Origin of the sequence: Geotalea toluenoxydans JCM 15764 (assembly GCF_001311985.1) — a bacterium.
Lineage (GTDB): Bacteria > Desulfobacterota > Desulfuromonadia > Geobacterales > Geobacteraceae > Geotalea > Geotalea toluenoxydans.
Genome location: NZ_BBCJ01000003.1, coordinates 103073 through 118561, shown reverse-complemented (window position 1 = coordinate 118561; position 15489 = coordinate 103073). Strand labels below are relative to the sequence as shown.

The 15489-nt window shown below is 51.8% G+C and carries 13 protein-coding genes and 5 pseudogenes; 4 read left to right on the top strand and 14 right to left on the bottom strand.

Annotated elements, in window-relative coordinates:
- Positions 1–200 precede the first annotated feature (200 nt).
- The 9 genes and pseudogenes from tsaB to rpsB all read right to left on the bottom strand — a co-directional run bounded on the left by tsaB (position 201) and on the right by rpsB (position 7803).
- Positions 201–890, bottom strand: coding sequence for a tRNA (adenosine(37)-N6)-threonylcarbamoyltransferase complex dimerization subunit type 1 TsaB (gene tsaB / locus JCM15764_RS02820; protein WP_054692366.1), 690 nt, complete (start codon positions 888–890; stop codon positions 201–203).
- Between the two features lie 33 nt (positions 891–923).
- Complete coding sequence (gene rseP / locus JCM15764_RS02815; RefSeq protein WP_054692363.1) at positions 924–1994, bottom strand: RIP metalloprotease RseP; 1071 nt, start codon at positions 1992–1994, stop codon at positions 924–926.
- A gap of 55 nt (positions 1995–2049) precedes the next feature.
- Positions 2050–3202, bottom strand: a pseudogene (locus JCM15764_RS02810) (1-deoxy-D-xylulose-5-phosphate reductoisomerase).
- Positions 3203–3227: 25 nt separating this feature from the next.
- Positions 3228–4022 (bottom strand): phosphatidate cytidylyltransferase, encoded by a 795-nt coding sequence (locus JCM15764_RS02805; RefSeq protein WP_054692360.1) that lies wholly within the window; start codon positions 4020–4022, stop codon positions 3228–3230.
- A gap of 29 nt (positions 4023–4051) precedes the next feature.
- Positions 4052–4800 (bottom strand): annotated as a pseudogene (gene uppS, locus JCM15764_RS02800) (undecaprenyl pyrophosphate synthase).
- Positions 4801–4974: 174 nt separating this feature from the next.
- Positions 4975–5532 carry a ribosome recycling factor gene (gene frr, locus JCM15764_RS02795; RefSeq protein ID WP_054692357.1) on the bottom strand — a complete coding sequence of 186 codons (558 nt, stop codon included), beginning with the start codon at positions 5530–5532 and terminating at the stop codon, positions 4975–4977.
- A gap of 1 nt (position 5533) precedes the next feature.
- On the bottom strand, positions 5534–6253 hold the full coding sequence (gene pyrH, locus JCM15764_RS02790) for a UMP kinase (protein WP_012646608.1): 720 nt from the start codon (positions 6251–6253) through the stop codon (positions 5534–5536).
- 85 nt (positions 6254–6338) lie between these two features.
- Positions 6339–6989 carry a translation elongation factor Ts gene (tsf, locus tag JCM15764_RS02785; protein ID WP_054692353.1) on the bottom strand — a complete coding sequence of 217 codons (651 nt, stop codon included), beginning with the start codon at positions 6987–6989 and terminating at the stop codon, positions 6339–6341.
- A gap of 48 nt (positions 6990–7037) precedes the next feature.
- A pseudogene (gene rpsB / locus JCM15764_RS02780) lies at positions 7038–7803 on the bottom strand (30S ribosomal protein S2).
- 201 nt (positions 7804–8004) lie between these two features.
- On the opposite strand from rpsB, the pseudogene lptF reads away from it, so the two are divergent.
- The 4 genes and pseudogenes from lptF to JCM15764_RS21365 all read left to right on the top strand — a co-directional run.
- A pseudogene (gene lptF / locus JCM15764_RS02775) lies at positions 8005–8999 on the top strand (LPS export ABC transporter permease LptF); the annotation flags it as partial.
- A gap of 180 nt (positions 9000–9179) precedes the next feature.
- Positions 9180–10253, top strand: coding sequence for an LPS export ABC transporter permease LptG (gene lptG / locus JCM15764_RS02770; RefSeq protein WP_054692346.1), 1074 nt, complete (start codon positions 9180–9182; stop codon positions 10251–10253).
- 55 nt (positions 10254–10308) lie between these two features.
- Positions 10309–10812 (top strand): IPT/TIG domain-containing protein, encoded by a 504-nt coding sequence (locus JCM15764_RS21370; RefSeq protein WP_243688220.1) that lies wholly within the window; start codon positions 10309–10311, stop codon positions 10810–10812.
- Positions 10788–11228 carry a hypothetical protein gene (locus JCM15764_RS21365; RefSeq protein WP_243688219.1) on the top strand — a complete coding sequence of 147 codons (441 nt, stop codon included), beginning with the start codon at positions 10788–10790 and terminating at the stop codon, positions 11226–11228. Before JCM15764_RS21370 ends, JCM15764_RS21365 begins: the two co-directional genes overlap by 25 nt.
- Positions 11229–11260: 32 nt before the next feature.
- Here JCM15764_RS21365 and JCM15764_RS02760 read toward each other — a convergent pair whose 3' ends face one another.
- From JCM15764_RS02760 to JCM15764_RS02740, 5 genes and pseudogenes are all read right to left on the bottom strand, one after another.
- The gene (locus JCM15764_RS02760; protein ID WP_243688218.1) at positions 11261–11680 is read right to left on the bottom strand and encodes a VOC family protein; all 420 of its coding nucleotides are present in this window, start codon (positions 11678–11680) and stop codon (positions 11261–11263) included.
- A gap of 7 nt (positions 11681–11687) precedes the next feature.
- Positions 11688–12415, bottom strand: a pseudogene (locus JCM15764_RS02755) (cytochrome c biogenesis CcdA family protein).
- A gap of 17 nt (positions 12416–12432) precedes the next feature.
- Complete coding sequence (locus JCM15764_RS02750) at positions 12433–12954, bottom strand: TlpA disulfide reductase family protein (RefSeq protein WP_054692340.1); 522 nt, start codon at positions 12952–12954, stop codon at positions 12433–12435.
- Positions 12951–14315, bottom strand: a complete 1365-nt coding sequence (locus tag JCM15764_RS02745; protein WP_054692338.1) for a sigma-54-dependent transcriptional regulator — start codon at positions 14313–14315, stop codon at positions 12951–12953. Before JCM15764_RS02745 ends, JCM15764_RS02750 begins: the two co-directional genes overlap by 4 nt.
- A gap of 25 nt (positions 14316–14340) precedes the next feature.
- Positions 14341–15444, bottom strand: coding sequence for a two-component system sensor histidine kinase NtrB (locus JCM15764_RS02740; RefSeq protein ID WP_054692334.1), 1104 nt, complete (start codon positions 15442–15444; stop codon positions 14341–14343).
- Positions 15445–15489: the final 45 nt, after the last annotated feature.

The following is a 15489-nucleotide window of genomic DNA, read 5'->3' as shown; positions in this document are numbered from 1 at the left end:
TTTTAAATAGAAAATTCCCGCTGAAATACAGGCAAGATCAGCCGGAACAATGGCTTATTGGCGGCCTCAACTGTCGCTGGGAGGCAGTAAGTACTTAAAATAACTAAAAATTACCGTGGCAGGGGCTCAAGGTGTAAAAATAATGCAAATATACAACCAAATTGTATTAATTAAGACACGTTGTGGGGTGGCGCAGGGGTTCAGGGGTGTCTGTGAAGTTTGGCCAGTTCGGCTTCGGACGGCCTGATATAGATGGGATTAAGTTCGGCAAGTGGAACCGATTTGCCTTTGGAGAACAAGTCGGCTGCAAGGAGAGCTCCGGCCGAGGCGCGGGGCTGATGGACATTCCAGGGGGCGAAGAAGGCATCGGCTCCCATGGATGAGGTGATCAGATCGCGATATTTCTCAGACCCTTCCCCAATGAATACGGCTGGGCCATTGATCTTTTTCAGAAAATCGGCCGGAGGAAGGACACAATCCGCAGCCAGTGGATGGGGCACTTCTTTGCAGCGGTATATACCGGCATAAACCTCTTTCTTCCGGGCGTCGAACATGGGACAGACCGGAAAGGAGCTCCACGGGAGATTTCCGGCTAACATGGCCAGTGAGGAAAAGCCGACGACCGGTTTGTCTACGGCCAGTGCCAGGCCTTTTACCGTTGCCACTCCGACTCTTACCCCGGTGAATGAGCCGGGTCCAAGGGCGACGGCAAATCCGTCCAGATCGCAGGTCCGAATCCCGGCATCGCTGAGCAGGGTATCGACGCAGGACAGAAGCCGGTTGGTCAGTGTTCTGTCAAGCTGGAGCAGGTACTCTCCCGCCAGACGCTGATCAATGGTCAGTGCTACACTGCAGGTGCTGGTGGAGGTGTCGATGGTGAGAAGCTTCAATGGGTGGCTTCCTTGCAAAGGTCGTTACGGTAGTTATTGATTTTGTCCGATGAAGTATCTGGCAATATCGTTATAGAAAGCAAGGACCATCAGGCTTATCAACAATACCAGGCCAATCTGCTGGGCGATTTCCCGCGCTTTTGGACTGACCGGTTTCCGGAATACTATTTCCCAGAGGTAGAAAAAAAGATGACCCCCATCCAGAATCGGCACAGGAAGCAGGTTTAAAATTCCAAGGTTGACCGAAAGAAGTGCGACGAAGGCGAGAAAACTGGCACTTCCTTCAGCGGCCTGCTGGCCGGCCATCTTGACGATCATGATCGGTCCGCCGATGGTGTCCAGCGGAATTGCTCTTTCCACCAGCTTTACCAGGGACAGGACAGTTATCTTGATGACATTCCATGTCTGGGCGCTACCTTTGGTAAACGCATCAATCGGACCGAAGTGGTCGATGACGATTTCCCCAGCCGAAACGATTCCCAAAACCGGCGTAGTAACAGTGTCTCCCAGAAGGTTCTTTGCTGTTCGTTTTTCAGGTGTTATGTGGAAGGTGAGAGTCTTGCCCTCCCTCTGCACCTGCAGTTCCACCGGCTGTCCCTTTCCTTCGATAATGGTGGAGGAAAGTTCTTCCCAGCGATTGACCACCTTGCCGTTAATGGCGGTAACCATGTCTTTAGCCTGCACTCCGGCGCGGGCTGCAGGCTTGTCCTTGACGACTTCGCCGATTTTGGTGGTTGCTGCCGGTACACCGACCATATAGACGATGATGAAGATGAGATAGGCAAAAAGAAGGTTAAACAAAGGTCCCGCGGCAACAATGACTATTCTCTGCAAGGGAGGTTTGGCTGCAAAGGAGCGGGCTTTGTCCTCTTCGGTAAGCTCGGCGTCTTCTCCCTCGCCGACCATTTTCACATAGCCGCCAAGGGGAAATGCGGAAAGAAGGTACTCAGTTTCGCCAAGTTTTTTGCCGATTATCTTGGGACCGAAACCGAGGGAAAACTTGTCGACGCCGACGCCGAACCATTTGGCAAAGATGAAATGCCCCAGTTCGTGGATGAAGATAAGAGCCCCAAGGGCGATGATTGCCGATATCACGCTCTGCATTCGTTTCCCCTGTAAAATGTTGCTGGAGTAGAATTCATGTTTTCAAACATGCGAATCAAAAGGATTGGAGAAGCTCCGAACATCTCTCGCGGCCCCATTGATCGATTTCAATTACATCTTCGATGCTGGAAAGGGTGCGGGGATGATGAAGATCCATGGTTTTTTCAATTGAACGGGCGATGTCAGTGAACTTTATTCTGCCGGATAAAAACGCAGCTACAGCCACTTCGTTGGCGGCATTCATGACGGTCGGCATGCTCTCCCCATCTTCCATTGCTCGGTAAGCCAGTTGCAGCGCCGGGAAGCGTACTATATCCGGATTGAAGAAGGTAAGTCCGGAAAGCATGGTAAGATCCAGCGGCTTTACCCCAGTCGGCACCTGCCGGGATAGGTGAGGGCGTAGGCGATCGGTGCCTTCATGTCTGGAATGCCCATCTGGGCCATGACGCATCCATCATTATATTCTACCATGGAATGAATGATACTTTGCGGATGGATATTAACCGAAATTTTCTCTGCCGGCATGTGGAACAGCAACGGGCTTCGATGACTTCAAGTCCCTTGTTCATCATGGAGGCTGAATCGATGGTGATCTTCTGTCCCATGCTCCAGTTGGGATGATTGAGGGCGTCCTTTACCGTCACCTGTGCCAGTTTTTCTCCTGAGAGGTTGAGGAACGGGCCGCCGGAAGCGGTGAGAATGATCCGTCTTACGTCCTCCTTGCGATGCCCCTGCAGCGACTGAAAGACGGCGCTGTGCTCGCTATCGACAGGATAGAGCTTGACGCCACGGGCCTTGACCATGTCCATGATGAGGCGGCCAGCCGTGACGAGAGTCTCTTTATTGGCAAGAGCGATATCCTTGCCGGCCTCGATGGCGGCAGCTGTGGGAAGCAATCCGGCCGCACCGACGATGGCTGCGACAACCATGTGAGTATCCGAGGCCGTTGCAGCAGCGATCATTCCCGCTACACCGTGCATGACTGCGGTCTTTCTGCCGGAAAGCATTCTTTCCAGTTTCAAGGCAAGTTCTTCATTCTTGACGGCAACCAGCTGCGGCGCAAATGCATTGATCTGCTCCTTCAGCAAATCAAGATTTTCTCCGGCTGTAAGAGCAATGACCTTGAATTTTTCCGGGTGTGCCGCGACTATTTCCAGCGTGCTGACGCCGATCGATCCGGTGGAACCGAGGATGGTAAGATTTTTCATTGCGCCTCACTTTGAAGAATACGAATCATGGTCTGAAAATGAAATAGGCGTAGAAGAAAGCCGCCGGGGCAGCAAAAAGTATGCTGTCGAGGCGATCAAGTATTCCGCCGTGGCCGGGGATAATGGTTCCCGAATCCTTGACCCCGCAGCTCCTCTTGAGAAGGGATTCGAAAAGATCGCCCAACTGCCCGAGCACGCCAAGGAGAATGGCGGTCAGGATGCAGTCCAAAAACGAGAGTTGGGGAAAAAAAATCAGTTTTGTTGCCACTGCTCCGAAAATGCTGCCGAAGAGGCCGCCAAGGGAGCCTTCGACGCTTTTTTTCGGGCTTACTTCGGGGTAGAGCCTGGTCCGGCCCCAGGTCGAACCGCAGTAGTAGGCGGCGCTATCGCCGCTCATGACGATGACGAGCAAGAGCAGAATCCACTGTGTGCCGAACTGGAGATTGCGCAGCAGGATGAGATGCCCCAGAAGCAGTGGAACATATAGCAACCCCATCATCAGCAGCGCCGATTCCTGGGCGGCTTGCCTGATGTCCCGGAACCTGAAGAGAAGGACAAGTGAAAAGCAGAGAACAAAGGCTGATATGGCGGTAAGAATAACGATGCGATCGGCAGGGAAAAAGGATGTCAGGACCAATGCGCCGGCAATTGCTGCCACTCGTCCCTCCGTCTTTCTGTCGGGCAGTGCCATCTGATAAAATTCAACAAGGCCCAGGAGGGAGACAATGATAATGAAACAGGAGAAGGCGAATGGAGTCCCCTTGACGATGAGCAGTATGAGCAGGGGCAAAAGAACTATTGCAGTGGCTAGCCGTTTGATATGTCACTCCTCTTCCTTACTGTGGCCTGTCAGGCGGTAGGCATTCCGGTCTGCAGCTGGTCGCTGGTTTTGCCGAACCTGCGTTCCCGCGATTGATAATGACGGAAGGCCTTATACAACTCCTTTTTGTCGAAATCGGGCCAGTTCACATCGCTGAAGTAAAGCTCGGTATAGGCCAACTGCCAGAGGAGAAAATTGCTGATCCGCATCTCTCCACTTGTTCTGATAAGAAAATCGGGTTCCGGCATGGCTGCAGTGTAAAGGTAATTGTTGAAGGTATTCTCGTCGATTTCCTCGGGCTTGATGTTGCCTGCAGCAACGTCACAGGCAATCTTCCTGGCAGCACCGGCTATTTCCTGGCGCCCCCCATAGGAGAGGGCAAGAGTCAGGAGCATACCAGTGTTGGTCTCGGTCTTGGCGATGGCCGCACTGATCTCCGCGTTGATGTCGGCGGGCAGTTCGGCCCGGTTGCCGATGACATTGAAACGGATGTTGTTGCTCATCATGCGGCCGAGTTCGGATCGGACAAATTTCTTCAGCAGGGCCATGAGGCTTTTACTTCTGTTTTCGGCCTCAACCAGTTCTCGGCTGAGAAGGCGAACAGCGTCAGATAGGCGATTTCCAACTTGGAGCATTCTTCCACTATCAGGCGGACGGTTTCCACGCCCTTCTGATGTCCAACGATTCTTTTCAACATCTGTTGCTTTGCCCAGCGTCCATTACCATCCATAATCACTGCCAGGTGGTGGGGGAGACTGCTCTTGTCAAATCTGTGCATACACCTTCCCAAGAAATCGACACCGTCAGGCTATCTGACGATAGAACATGCTGTTACCGGGTACTGGCCAAGGAACATCTCTTCAAATAAAAAAATCCCCTGGTGAGAGGGGGAAACCGCTTTTTAAGTACAGTGCAAGGCAAATTGTGCTGCCAATTGCTGACAGAGGAGGCATCAAACCTCCATAACCTCTTTTTCCTTGTGGAGCAGCACTTCGTCAATCCGTGCCACATGGCTGTTGGTCACATCCTGGACATCCTTCTCCGCGCGTTTCAAGTCGTCTTCTGAGATCTTCTTTTCCTTTTCCAGCTTCTTCAGGTCGTCGATTGCTTCACGGCGGATATTCCTCACCGCGACTTTCGCATCCTCGGCAAATTTCTTAAGCTGCTTGACGATCTCTTTGCGCCTTTCCTCTGTAAGAGGAGGGAGGTTAAGACGGATGAGCTTGCCGTCATTGGCGGGGGTGAGCCCCAGGTTGGCATTCATTATTGCCTTCTCAATGGGGGGGATCATTTTTGCATCCCAAGGCTGCAGGGTTATGGTACGGGGCTCGGGGACTGCAAGGGTTGCAACCTGATTCAGCGGAGACAGCGTACCATAGAAGTCGACCTTTATCTCATCGAGAAGGCTGGTGCTGGCACGACCAGTGCGAACCTTCTGGTATTCCTTGCGCAGTGAATCAATAGTCTTGTCCATATGACTGCCCATGCCGCTAATGACATCCTTGGTCATGCTATTCTCCTTTCACTATGGTGCCGATCGGTTCGCCGCAAACGACTTTTTTAACATTTCCGTCAGTGGTGACATCGAAAACTATAATCGGGAGGTTATTATCCATGCACAGGGAGGTGGCGGTTGCGTCCATAACCTGCAGCCCTTTTTTCAGCACTTCGATATAGGTGAGCTGGGCGAATTTGACAGCATTGACATCCTTTTTCGGATCGGCAGTATACACGCCGTCAACCTTTGTTCCCTTGAGGATCACCTCTGCGCCTACCTCCATTGCCCTGAGGCTGGCAGCCGTGTCGGTGGTGAAATAGGGATTGCCGGTACCTGCGCCGAAGATGACCACTCTCCCTTTTTCCAGGTGTCTGATGGCCCGCCGGCGGATGTATGGTTCGGCAACTTCCTGCATGGCAATGGCCGATTGGACACGCGTATCAACGCCTACCTTCTCCAGTGCGTCCTGCATGGCCAGCGAGTTGATCATGGTGGCCAGCATGCCCATATAGTCGGCGCTGGCGCGATCCATGCCCTTGGAGGACGCTGCCAGCCCGCGGAAAATGTTGCCTCCGCCGATGACCAGGGAAAGTTGCACCCCGCAGGCAACGACCTCTTTTATCTCATTGGCGATGGTCGTAATGGTTTTGGGTTCGATGCCGTATCCCTGCTCGCCGGCAAGCGCTTCCCCTGAAAGTTTCAGAAGGACCCTTTTGTATCGTAGCTTGCTCATGATCGTTACCTTCATTTTATATGCGGAGTTATGTCTGCAACACAAAAAAAGGCCGGCCACTGAATGGCCGGCCTCTTATTGCCTGTCAGACGCCGGCAGCGGCAGCAACTTCCGCTGCAAAATCGCTTTCCTTCTTTTCCAGCCCTTCGCCGAGAATGAATTTGGCGAACCGTCGGATGCTGATATTCTCACCGATGGTGGCAATCGTTTCATTCAGATATGTCTGGACGGTTTTGTCCGGGTCCTTGACGAACGCCTGCTCAAGGAGGCAGATATCGCCATAGAATTTGTTGACCTGCCCCTCGATGATCTTCTCGACGATATTGTCGGGTTTGCCGCTTTCCTTGGCCTTTGCCCGGTATATTTCTTTTTCCCGCTCCAGTACGGAAGGATCAACCTCTTCGCGGCGCACGTAAAGCGGGGATGCAGCGGCAATGTGCATGGCGATGTCTTTGACGAAATTCTGGAAGCCTTCATTCTTGGCGACGAAATCCGTTTCGCAGTTTACTTCGACGAGCACGCCGATCTTCCCTCCGGCATGGATGTAGGAGCCGACCAGACCTTCGGTGGCAGCCCGACCGGCTTTCTTGGAAGCCGCGGCAAGTCCCTTCTTGCGCAGGTAATCGACAGCCTGCTCGTGATCTCCACCGGTTTCCGTCAGCGCTTTCTTGCAATCCATCAGGCCTGCGCCTGTAGCTTTTCTCAATTCATTAACTTGCGTAGCTGTAATACTCACTTTTATCCTCCAAGATCAGTGCTGATCCGAATGCGTTTTTTTTAAAAATTATGCTTCAGCAACAGTTCCTTCGCCTGTTTCTTCACCTGCAGCAAACTCAGCTCCCTCGGTGTCTGTTTGAAGCTGGGTATTGCGCGCCTGGCCCCCTTCGATCATGCGTCGGCGACCTTGCTGGTGAGAAGGCGAATGGCACGAATGGCGTCGTCGTTGCCAGGGATAACGTAGTCGATGTTATCGGGATCGCAGTTGGTATCGACGATGGCGACAACGGGAATACCGAGTTTCTTCGCTTCGCTGACGGCAATCTCCTCGTTTTTCGGATCAATGACGAAAAGCAGGCCGGGGAGCTTGTTCATGCCCTTGATGCCGCCAAGGGTCTTCTCCAGTTTAACCCGCTCCTTTTCCATCTGCAGGGCTTCCTTTTTGGTATACGCTTCAATGGTTCCGTCCGAGAACATGGCGTCGATTCGCTTAAGCCGCTCTATGCTCTGTTTGACAGTGGAGAAGTTGGTAAGCATTCCACCCAGCCAGCGATCATTGACGAAGAACATTCCGCAACGCTGTGCCTCTTCGGCAACGGAGTCCTGTGCCTGCTTCTTGGTGCCGACGAAGAGCATTGTCTCGCCTGCTTGAGCCGCATCGAATACGAAATTATAGGCGCTCTTGAAAAGTCTGACCGTCTTCTGCAGGTCGATTATGTAGATTCCGTTACGGGCGCAAAGATGTAAGGCTTCATCTTCGGGTTCCATCTCTTTGTCTGGTGACCGAAATGGACGCCAGCTTCCAGCAGTTCCTTCATGGTGATGTTCGACATATTGTTTCTCCTTTGGTTTTCCCTCCGCCTCTCCCAACTTCCACCGGAATCCATCAGGACACCACCGGTTATAAAGAGGGCGTGTGAATTTGAAATAGCGAACTTGTATAGCACAATGTCATGGTGTTAGCAAGGTAATTTTACCCCTTACGTGGCATATGGCATTCACTCTCCTTTACTTAACCGGTTATCTCATGTATCATGCGAGCGTTTATGAACAGTACCCTTTACCGCTATATTTTCAAGGAAATACCCCCTCCGTTCTTCCTGGGAGTTGTCACTTTCACCTTTGTCCTGCTCATGGGGCGTCTGCTGAGGCTGACGGACATGGTCGTTACCAAGGGGGTGCCCCTGGGCGACGTCCTGCGGATGATACTCTATCTGCTCCCTTCATTTCTCTTGGTCACCATTCCCATGGCCTTTCTTCTCGCCATCCTGCTTGCCTTCGGCAGGCTTTCCGGCGACAGCGAGATCATTGCCATGAAAGCCAGCGGCATAAGTCTGTATGGACTGCTGCCGCCTGTTTTTTCCCTTGCAGTCATCACCTATCTGGCCGGTGCTTTTATCACCATCTATGCCGTTCCCAAGGGAAATACTGCATTCAAGGACCTGCTGGTAACAGTGGTGGAGAACCGGGTATCCCTTGGCGTGAAGGAGAAGGTTTTTAACGGCGATTTTCCCGGTATCGTTATCTACTGCGACGGTTACGACGAGCGCACTCAGGTCATGTCCGGCATCATCATCCAGGATGAGAGAGATCCCCTTGAGCCTTCCACCATTATGGCCGGACATGGGACCATTAATGCGGACCATGCTTCACGGTCGGTGAGGCTGCACCTGGCCGGCGGCAGTATTCACCGCACTGCCGGTAGAGAGGGTTATCGCCTGGTTCAGTTCAGTGATTACGATCTGCATATAAACCTCAGCCAGGCATCCCAATCGGTAAAAAGGGACGAGCGGGACATGTCCCTGGCTGAACTGCGGACCAACTGGAACTCCAACAGCTTTGACAATAAAGGAAGGCTGGAAATGCGCCTCGAATACCATCGCGCTTTTCACTTCCCTTTGCCTGCCTCATCTTCACCTTGGTGGGAATGCCGCTCGGCATACAGAACCAGCGTTCAGGAAAAGCTGCCGGGTTTGCCGTAAGTATTTTTCTGCTTCTGTTTTATTATATCATCCTCTCTGCATGTAAAACCCTGGGGGAAAGAGAACTTCTAAATACATTTCTTGCCGCCTGTTCCCAACCTGCTCTTTGTCGTCTTCGGCGTATATCTATTCCGCAAAACCGCAGCCGAAGAAAAAATCCCACTGTTCGACTACCTTTCCCGTTTTGCCTCATGGGCAAGCAGATTGACGAAGAGGGGCCCAAGCCGATGAAAATCTTCAATCGGTTCGTAGCTGCAGCATACGCGAGAATTCTCTGTCTTTGCCTGGGAACGTTCATCGCCATTTTTCTCGTGGTTGATTTCCTGGAGAAGATAGGCCGTTTTGCGGGCGCCAATCCTGCTTATATCGCACTGTTTTTCCTGACCAGAATACCGGAGGTGATCTGCCAGACGTCGGCCATGGCAGTGCTGATGGCAACCCTCCTTACTTTGGGTATGTTCTCCATGAGCAGTGAATTGACCGCCATGCGTGGCTGTGGGCTCAGTCTCGGCCGTATAGCCATGCCCATACTTGTCATTGCCTTCAGCGTGAGCATTCTCAACCTGGCGATCAATGAATATGTCCTGCCGCGCTGTATCGTTCAGGGGCAATATATCCGGGAAGTCTTGATAGAAAAGAAGAGCCCTAACTTGTTTTTTCGGCAGATGAATATCTGGCATCGTGATGACAACTTTATACTCAAAGCGAACCTGTTCGATCCTGCGAGCGGTCAGCTGAAAGGGATAACTGTCTGGAGAATGGGGGCAGGAATGCAGCCCGAACAGCGGCTGGAGGCAGCTACGGCAAAGATTGATGCCAGTGGGTGGCTACTGACGGATGTGGTAGCCCGTGAATTTTCGGAAAATAATATCATCAAGACAAGCGAAGTTGCATCCATGCCGGTGGCATTGAATCTTAAGGCAACCGATCTCAAGGTCATGAGGAAGTTTTCCGATAACATGGGCATTAGGGAGCTGGCTGCCTATTGCGAGAAACTGAGAAAAGGGGGGTACGACCCGACCCGCTATCTTGCACAGATGCATGGCAGGATATCCCTGGCATTTGCTCCACTGGTCATGGCGTTTCTCGGGGTCCCTTTTGCCGTTCGTGGCAGCCGTTCCAGCGGTATCGCTCTGGGCATAAGTGCCAGCCTGGGCATCGGCTTCAGTTTTTTTGTCCTTAATTCAATTGTTTTATCTTTCGGCCAGGCTGGTGTCTTGTCCCCTGTGATTTCAGCCTGGTCGACCAATGGCATTTTCCTCATGATCGGCATATGGTTTGCCTTGAAAGCAGAAAATTGACAAGGGTGCAGTCGGTGGTTTAATTGCCAATAGCCGGATCTCAAGGAGGCTGACAATGAGATGTGCTGTAATTTTTTTTCTGTTGATGCTGCTGAATGTCCCCCAAGCAGGTTTTGCGGCAACCGGTAAGGCTTCAGGAAAAAGGATCACGACTCGAACAGTTGCAGCAGAAGATCAAGCATCTGCCATGGGCATCCTGAGTATTATTCCTGCACAGGGAGAGCCTGGCACCACGGTTACCCTGAGCGGTACGGGCTTCACCGATAAAACAATCGCTTATCTAGGCAGCTTCAGCATGGCGACCAAGGTTGCTAGCCCCAAAATACTCACCTTTGAAATACCCGACCTCCCGCCGGGGCTGTATGCGCTTTATGTGAAGCGGGAGGATGGCGCCACCAGCAAGGCCTACAACTTTTCGCTGCAGGCACAGAAGCCGGTCGTTACAGGAATCGCACCAGATACCATCCATAACTGTGCAGCTGGGAGAGAAAGAGAGGTTTCCATCAGCGGCAGGAACTTTCGCGATGGAGCCAGGTGCTTCTTGATGGGGCTGTCATAAAAAGCAGGTTTCTTGGTAAAGAGGCGATCTCCTTTACCGCGCCATCGCTGCTTGCCAGCGGTCTGCACCAGATCCAGGTGAAGAATCCGACAGATGAAGTTTCCGCTGCCATAGCCCTGTTTGTCAACAGCCGGCCCGAGGTTGCCAATGTGAGCCGGGGAGGGGATTTCGTCAACTACTATGAACTTATCATAGACGGCCGGAACTTTCTTCAGGGTTCCTTGCTGGTTGTGGATGGGGTGAGGCTTTCCAGTGGAGATGTGCCCCCCGGAGGGCGGGAAAAGCTGATTTACCTGGATTGCAACCGGCTCATCTATCAGCGCCATCCATACGATTCAACAACTAAAAATTTCAGCATCCAGGTAGTTAATCCCAATGGTGAGGAAAGCCCGGTGGTGTCAGTGAATGCGCCATGAAAGCCCTGGTGCCCTGCTTACAGTGACCTTTTTTAGCCGGTGATTGTTTCCAGAGGCTGTTCCAGCACCACAAGATACCCGTCAGGGTCGAAGCACCATAGCTCGAAGACCCGGTAAGGTTTCAATTCCAGGGGGTAGAGTATTTCCAGCTCCTCATCCAGCAGGGCATCGTATATCTCCTCTATTTCATCCACCCGAAAATGAATTGTCATTCCTATTCCTTTTGGGAAGGCGGTGAGTCTTTCCTCCAGAATAGCGTGCGCATGGAGCACCGCAGACTCCTCCACAAAAATGACAGACCAACCATCCTGGACCATCACCAGATGTTCCGGTGCGCCGGGGGATGTAAGCGCTCTCTCGATGGGCATCTGGAGGATGCCGCCATAGAAAGCCTCTGTTACGCCCAGATCTGAAACAACCAACTGTATGGAGACGCGAGTTTTATCAGACACGGAACAGTCACTCTCCACCGAACCAGATGGTGGCATATCTGCTGAAGAGAGAAAGATTGTTGGTGAAAATAAGGATGCCGACTACCATTAGAAAGACGCCGGTGATGATTTCAAAGATGCGAATGTACTTTTTGAAGCGGGTAAAGAGGACGAGGAATTGATGCAACGCCAGGGAAGAAAGGAAGAACGGTACGGCAAGGCCGATGGAATAAGCAAGCAAAAGGGATACACCTCTATAGATGGTGCTTTCAGTGGCGGCCACCATTAGAATCGAGGCAAGGATCGGCCAATGCATGGGGTCCAGCCGGCAGAAAAGGCAACTCCGACAACAAAACTGCCCAGGAACCCTGCCGGTTTGCGATGAATCGTCAGCCTCTTTTCACCCAGCAGCATTCCGATGTCGAAGATCCCTGTCACATGAATGCCGAAAATGAAGATCAGCACTCCCCCCATTCGCTGTAAAAGGGTCATGTGCGATTGCAGGAAGGAGCCTATAAAGGTGGCCGATGCGCCGAGCAGAACAAAGACGCAAGTAAACCCTGCGATGAAACAGAGGGAATGTATTATCGTCTGCTGTCTTACCTTGTGAGAAGGGTGCTCAGCCTGCAGATCATTGAAAGAAAGTCCGGTTATATAGGTAATATACGAAGGGATGAGCGGCAGCACGCAGGGGGAGAGAAAGGAAAGAAAGCCCGCGATCAGGGCACCTAAGATGGTTATGTTGGAAGATCCCATTGCAAGAGTCCCTTTGATTATTGGCTTATTACTTCATTGAAATAGGCAACTACCTGCGGATCGCTCCAGTCCATGCCGCCAACGATCTTTTTCAGTATAACACCCTTTTTGTCCAGGATAAAAGTTTCGGGTACCCCTGTTGTCCCGTAACGCTTGCTAATGGCATTATCCGTATCCAGCAGGGCCGGCAGCATCAATCCTGATTTCTTGAAGTAATTTTCAACTGCATCCTTACCTCCCTCGTCTATGGATACCGCCAGCATCTCGAAAGGTTTCCCTGCCATTGCCCGGTTAAGTTTCATCATGGATGGAATTTCTTCCCGGCAGGGGGGACACCAGGTTGCCCAGAAATTGAGAAAGACCACCTTGCCTTTAAAGTCGGAAAGGTGAATTTCACGGCCAGAAAGATCTTTCAGGGTGAAATCCGGTGCGAGTTTTCCCTCTGTGACAGGTTCGCTGCCTCGGGTACAGGCAGTTACAAGGGTACAGGCAGTTACAAGGGTACATAGAATCAGCATTGCAAAAAGGAATCTTTTCATTTTTTCCGCTCCTGGGGAGTTATATTGTATTTTTCCATTCTATAAATAAGTGTGTGCCGGGGGATGCGGAGAAATCGCGCGGCGGCAGTCTGGTTCCAATCATTTCTTTCCAGCGCCTCGACCACGATTTCCCGTTCAAGTTGCTCCAGGGAATAACCCGATGCAGGCAGGTTTATCACCCCAACCTCAGTTACCTTTCTGACGCCGAGGAGTTTCGGAGGGATGTCCCCGATATCAATGGTTTCACCATTACGCATGATGAGCAGGCGCTCGATGGTATTTTCCAGCTCCCGGACATTACCCGGCCAATGATACTGTTTCAAGGCTTCAAGAGCTTTCGGCGTAAAATTGACCCCGCCTCCGCCATGTTTTGCCGTGAAGTGTCTGGTGAGAAGCAGCACGTCGTCGGCTCTTTCGCGCAACGGTGGAAGGTGGACCGGAATGATCGACAGACGATAAAACAGGTCTTCGCGAAAGGCACCTTCTTCGATTGCCTTTTCCAGATCAACATTGGTTGCGGCAATGACGCGCACATCAATTTTCCTGGGGCTTATTCCCCCCACCGGTTCCACGATCCTTTCCTGCAGAGCGCGTAAAAGTTTTGGTTGCAGGTCAACCGGCAACTCACCCACTTCATCCAGAAACAGGGTGCCACCATCGGCTGTCTCCAGTTTGCCCGTCTTATCCCGCACTGCACCGGTAAAAGCTCCCTTGACATGGCCGAAAAGCTCGCTTTCCAGCAGTTCCCGGGGGATAGCTGCGCAGTTTATCGGCACGAAAGGCCGGCTGCGACGGGAGGAGAGCGAATGGATCGATTTGGCTACAAGTTCCTTGCCGGTGCCGGACTCCCCTGTTATCAGGACTGTGGCATCCGTATCGGCTACTTTTCTGACAATATGGAATACCTGCTCCATGCCGGGTGAGATGCCGACGATGTTTCTGAATTCGGCACGTTCCGTCAGTTCTTCTTTGAGAAGCCGGTTCTCTTCGGTCAGTCCGCGCAGTTCCAGGGCTTTTTTCACAACCAGCTTCAACTGATCGCGGTTGAAAGGCTTGGTGATATAGTCGTGGGCGCCCAGTTTCATTGCTTCTATGGCAGTGTCAATGGCGCCAAAGGCGGTAATAACTATGACCAGCGTTGCCGGTGATCGTTCCTTGATGGTGGATAGAACCTGAAAACCGCTGATACCAGGCATTTTCAGGTCTGTTATCACCAAGGATGGTGAATGTTCGGTGAAAAGCGCAAGGCCGGTCTCACCGTCCACAGCTGTAATTACCTGGTATCCCTCCTCCTGGAGATTGTATTCCAGAACTCGACGTAATGAGGTGTCATCGTCTATGAGAAGAATTTTTGCAGTCATTGATTTATGGCAGCTCCCGTTTGCCTTAAGCGGGCAATGTTACGGTGAAGGTCGTTCCTTTTCCTTTGGTACTGGTAACCCGGATGGTGCCGCCGTGGCTTTCGACGATCTTCTGGGTAATTGCCAGGCCCAGGCCTGTACCCCTCTTTTTTGTTGTGAAGAAAGGCTGGAAGATTTGTTCAAGCATCTCCTGATCGATGCCCTGACCGTTATCGGCAAAAGACAGTTCTATGACAGGTTGATTTTCACTGGTATGTAGAGGACCGACAGCACTGATCACAACTTCTCCGCCATTTCCAGTGGCTTGCAGCGCATTCATCAGCAGGTTCAGGAAAACCTGTCGCAATTTTTCCGTGTCACCTTTGATGGGTGGTATTTCTGCCGGCTCCAGCCGGACCTTTACCCCCATGGATAATGCTTCCGCTGTAGTGAATTCAACAAGCTCCCTGAGCTCCAACATTATATCACATCTGTTCTGCTCCACCCGTACGGGGCTGGCCAAGCCCAGGAAGTTCTCGACGACCCGATTGAGGCGGTCTGCTTCCTTCAGCAAAATTTCCAGAAACTCATACTTTTTCTCTCCGGGAGCAAAGCTGTCTTTGAGAATCTCGGTCGTCCCCTTTATGGAGCCCAAGGGGTTTCTTATTTCGTGGGCAAGTGTTGCTGACAGTTCCCCGAGGGCCGACAGTCGCTCCGACCGTCTTAGTTGCTCCTCGGTCTTTATCAGCAGGTCAGCCTGCTCATGGAGTTTTCTGTAGGATTCTTCAAGCCCCTTTGCGGTTCTTTCCAGCTCTTCCCTGCGGGTCTCTTCCCGCTGGGAAAGAAGCCCCGTGACTCCGCCGACAACATTGTAGAGGAGAATTTCCAGGTATTTTTCCAGCTCAAGGGAAGGATGTATGCCCCATTGAAAAAGAATATGAGGAACATACATGATACTTACGACAAGTGATGCTGTAAGGCCGCCGCGCAAGCCGAACCACAGCACCGATAGAATAATTGGCAGGTAGTAGAGCCTTTGGAAAACATCATGCAGCATTGGCAGGTGCAGTGGCGTAAGGTAATGCAGCAGACTGATGCCAAGAATGGATGATGCTGCAATCAAAAGGCGGATATTTTTGATTTGTTGCATGGGGATATTTCTAAATGATGTACGGATGGAAAGCAAGGTTTACAT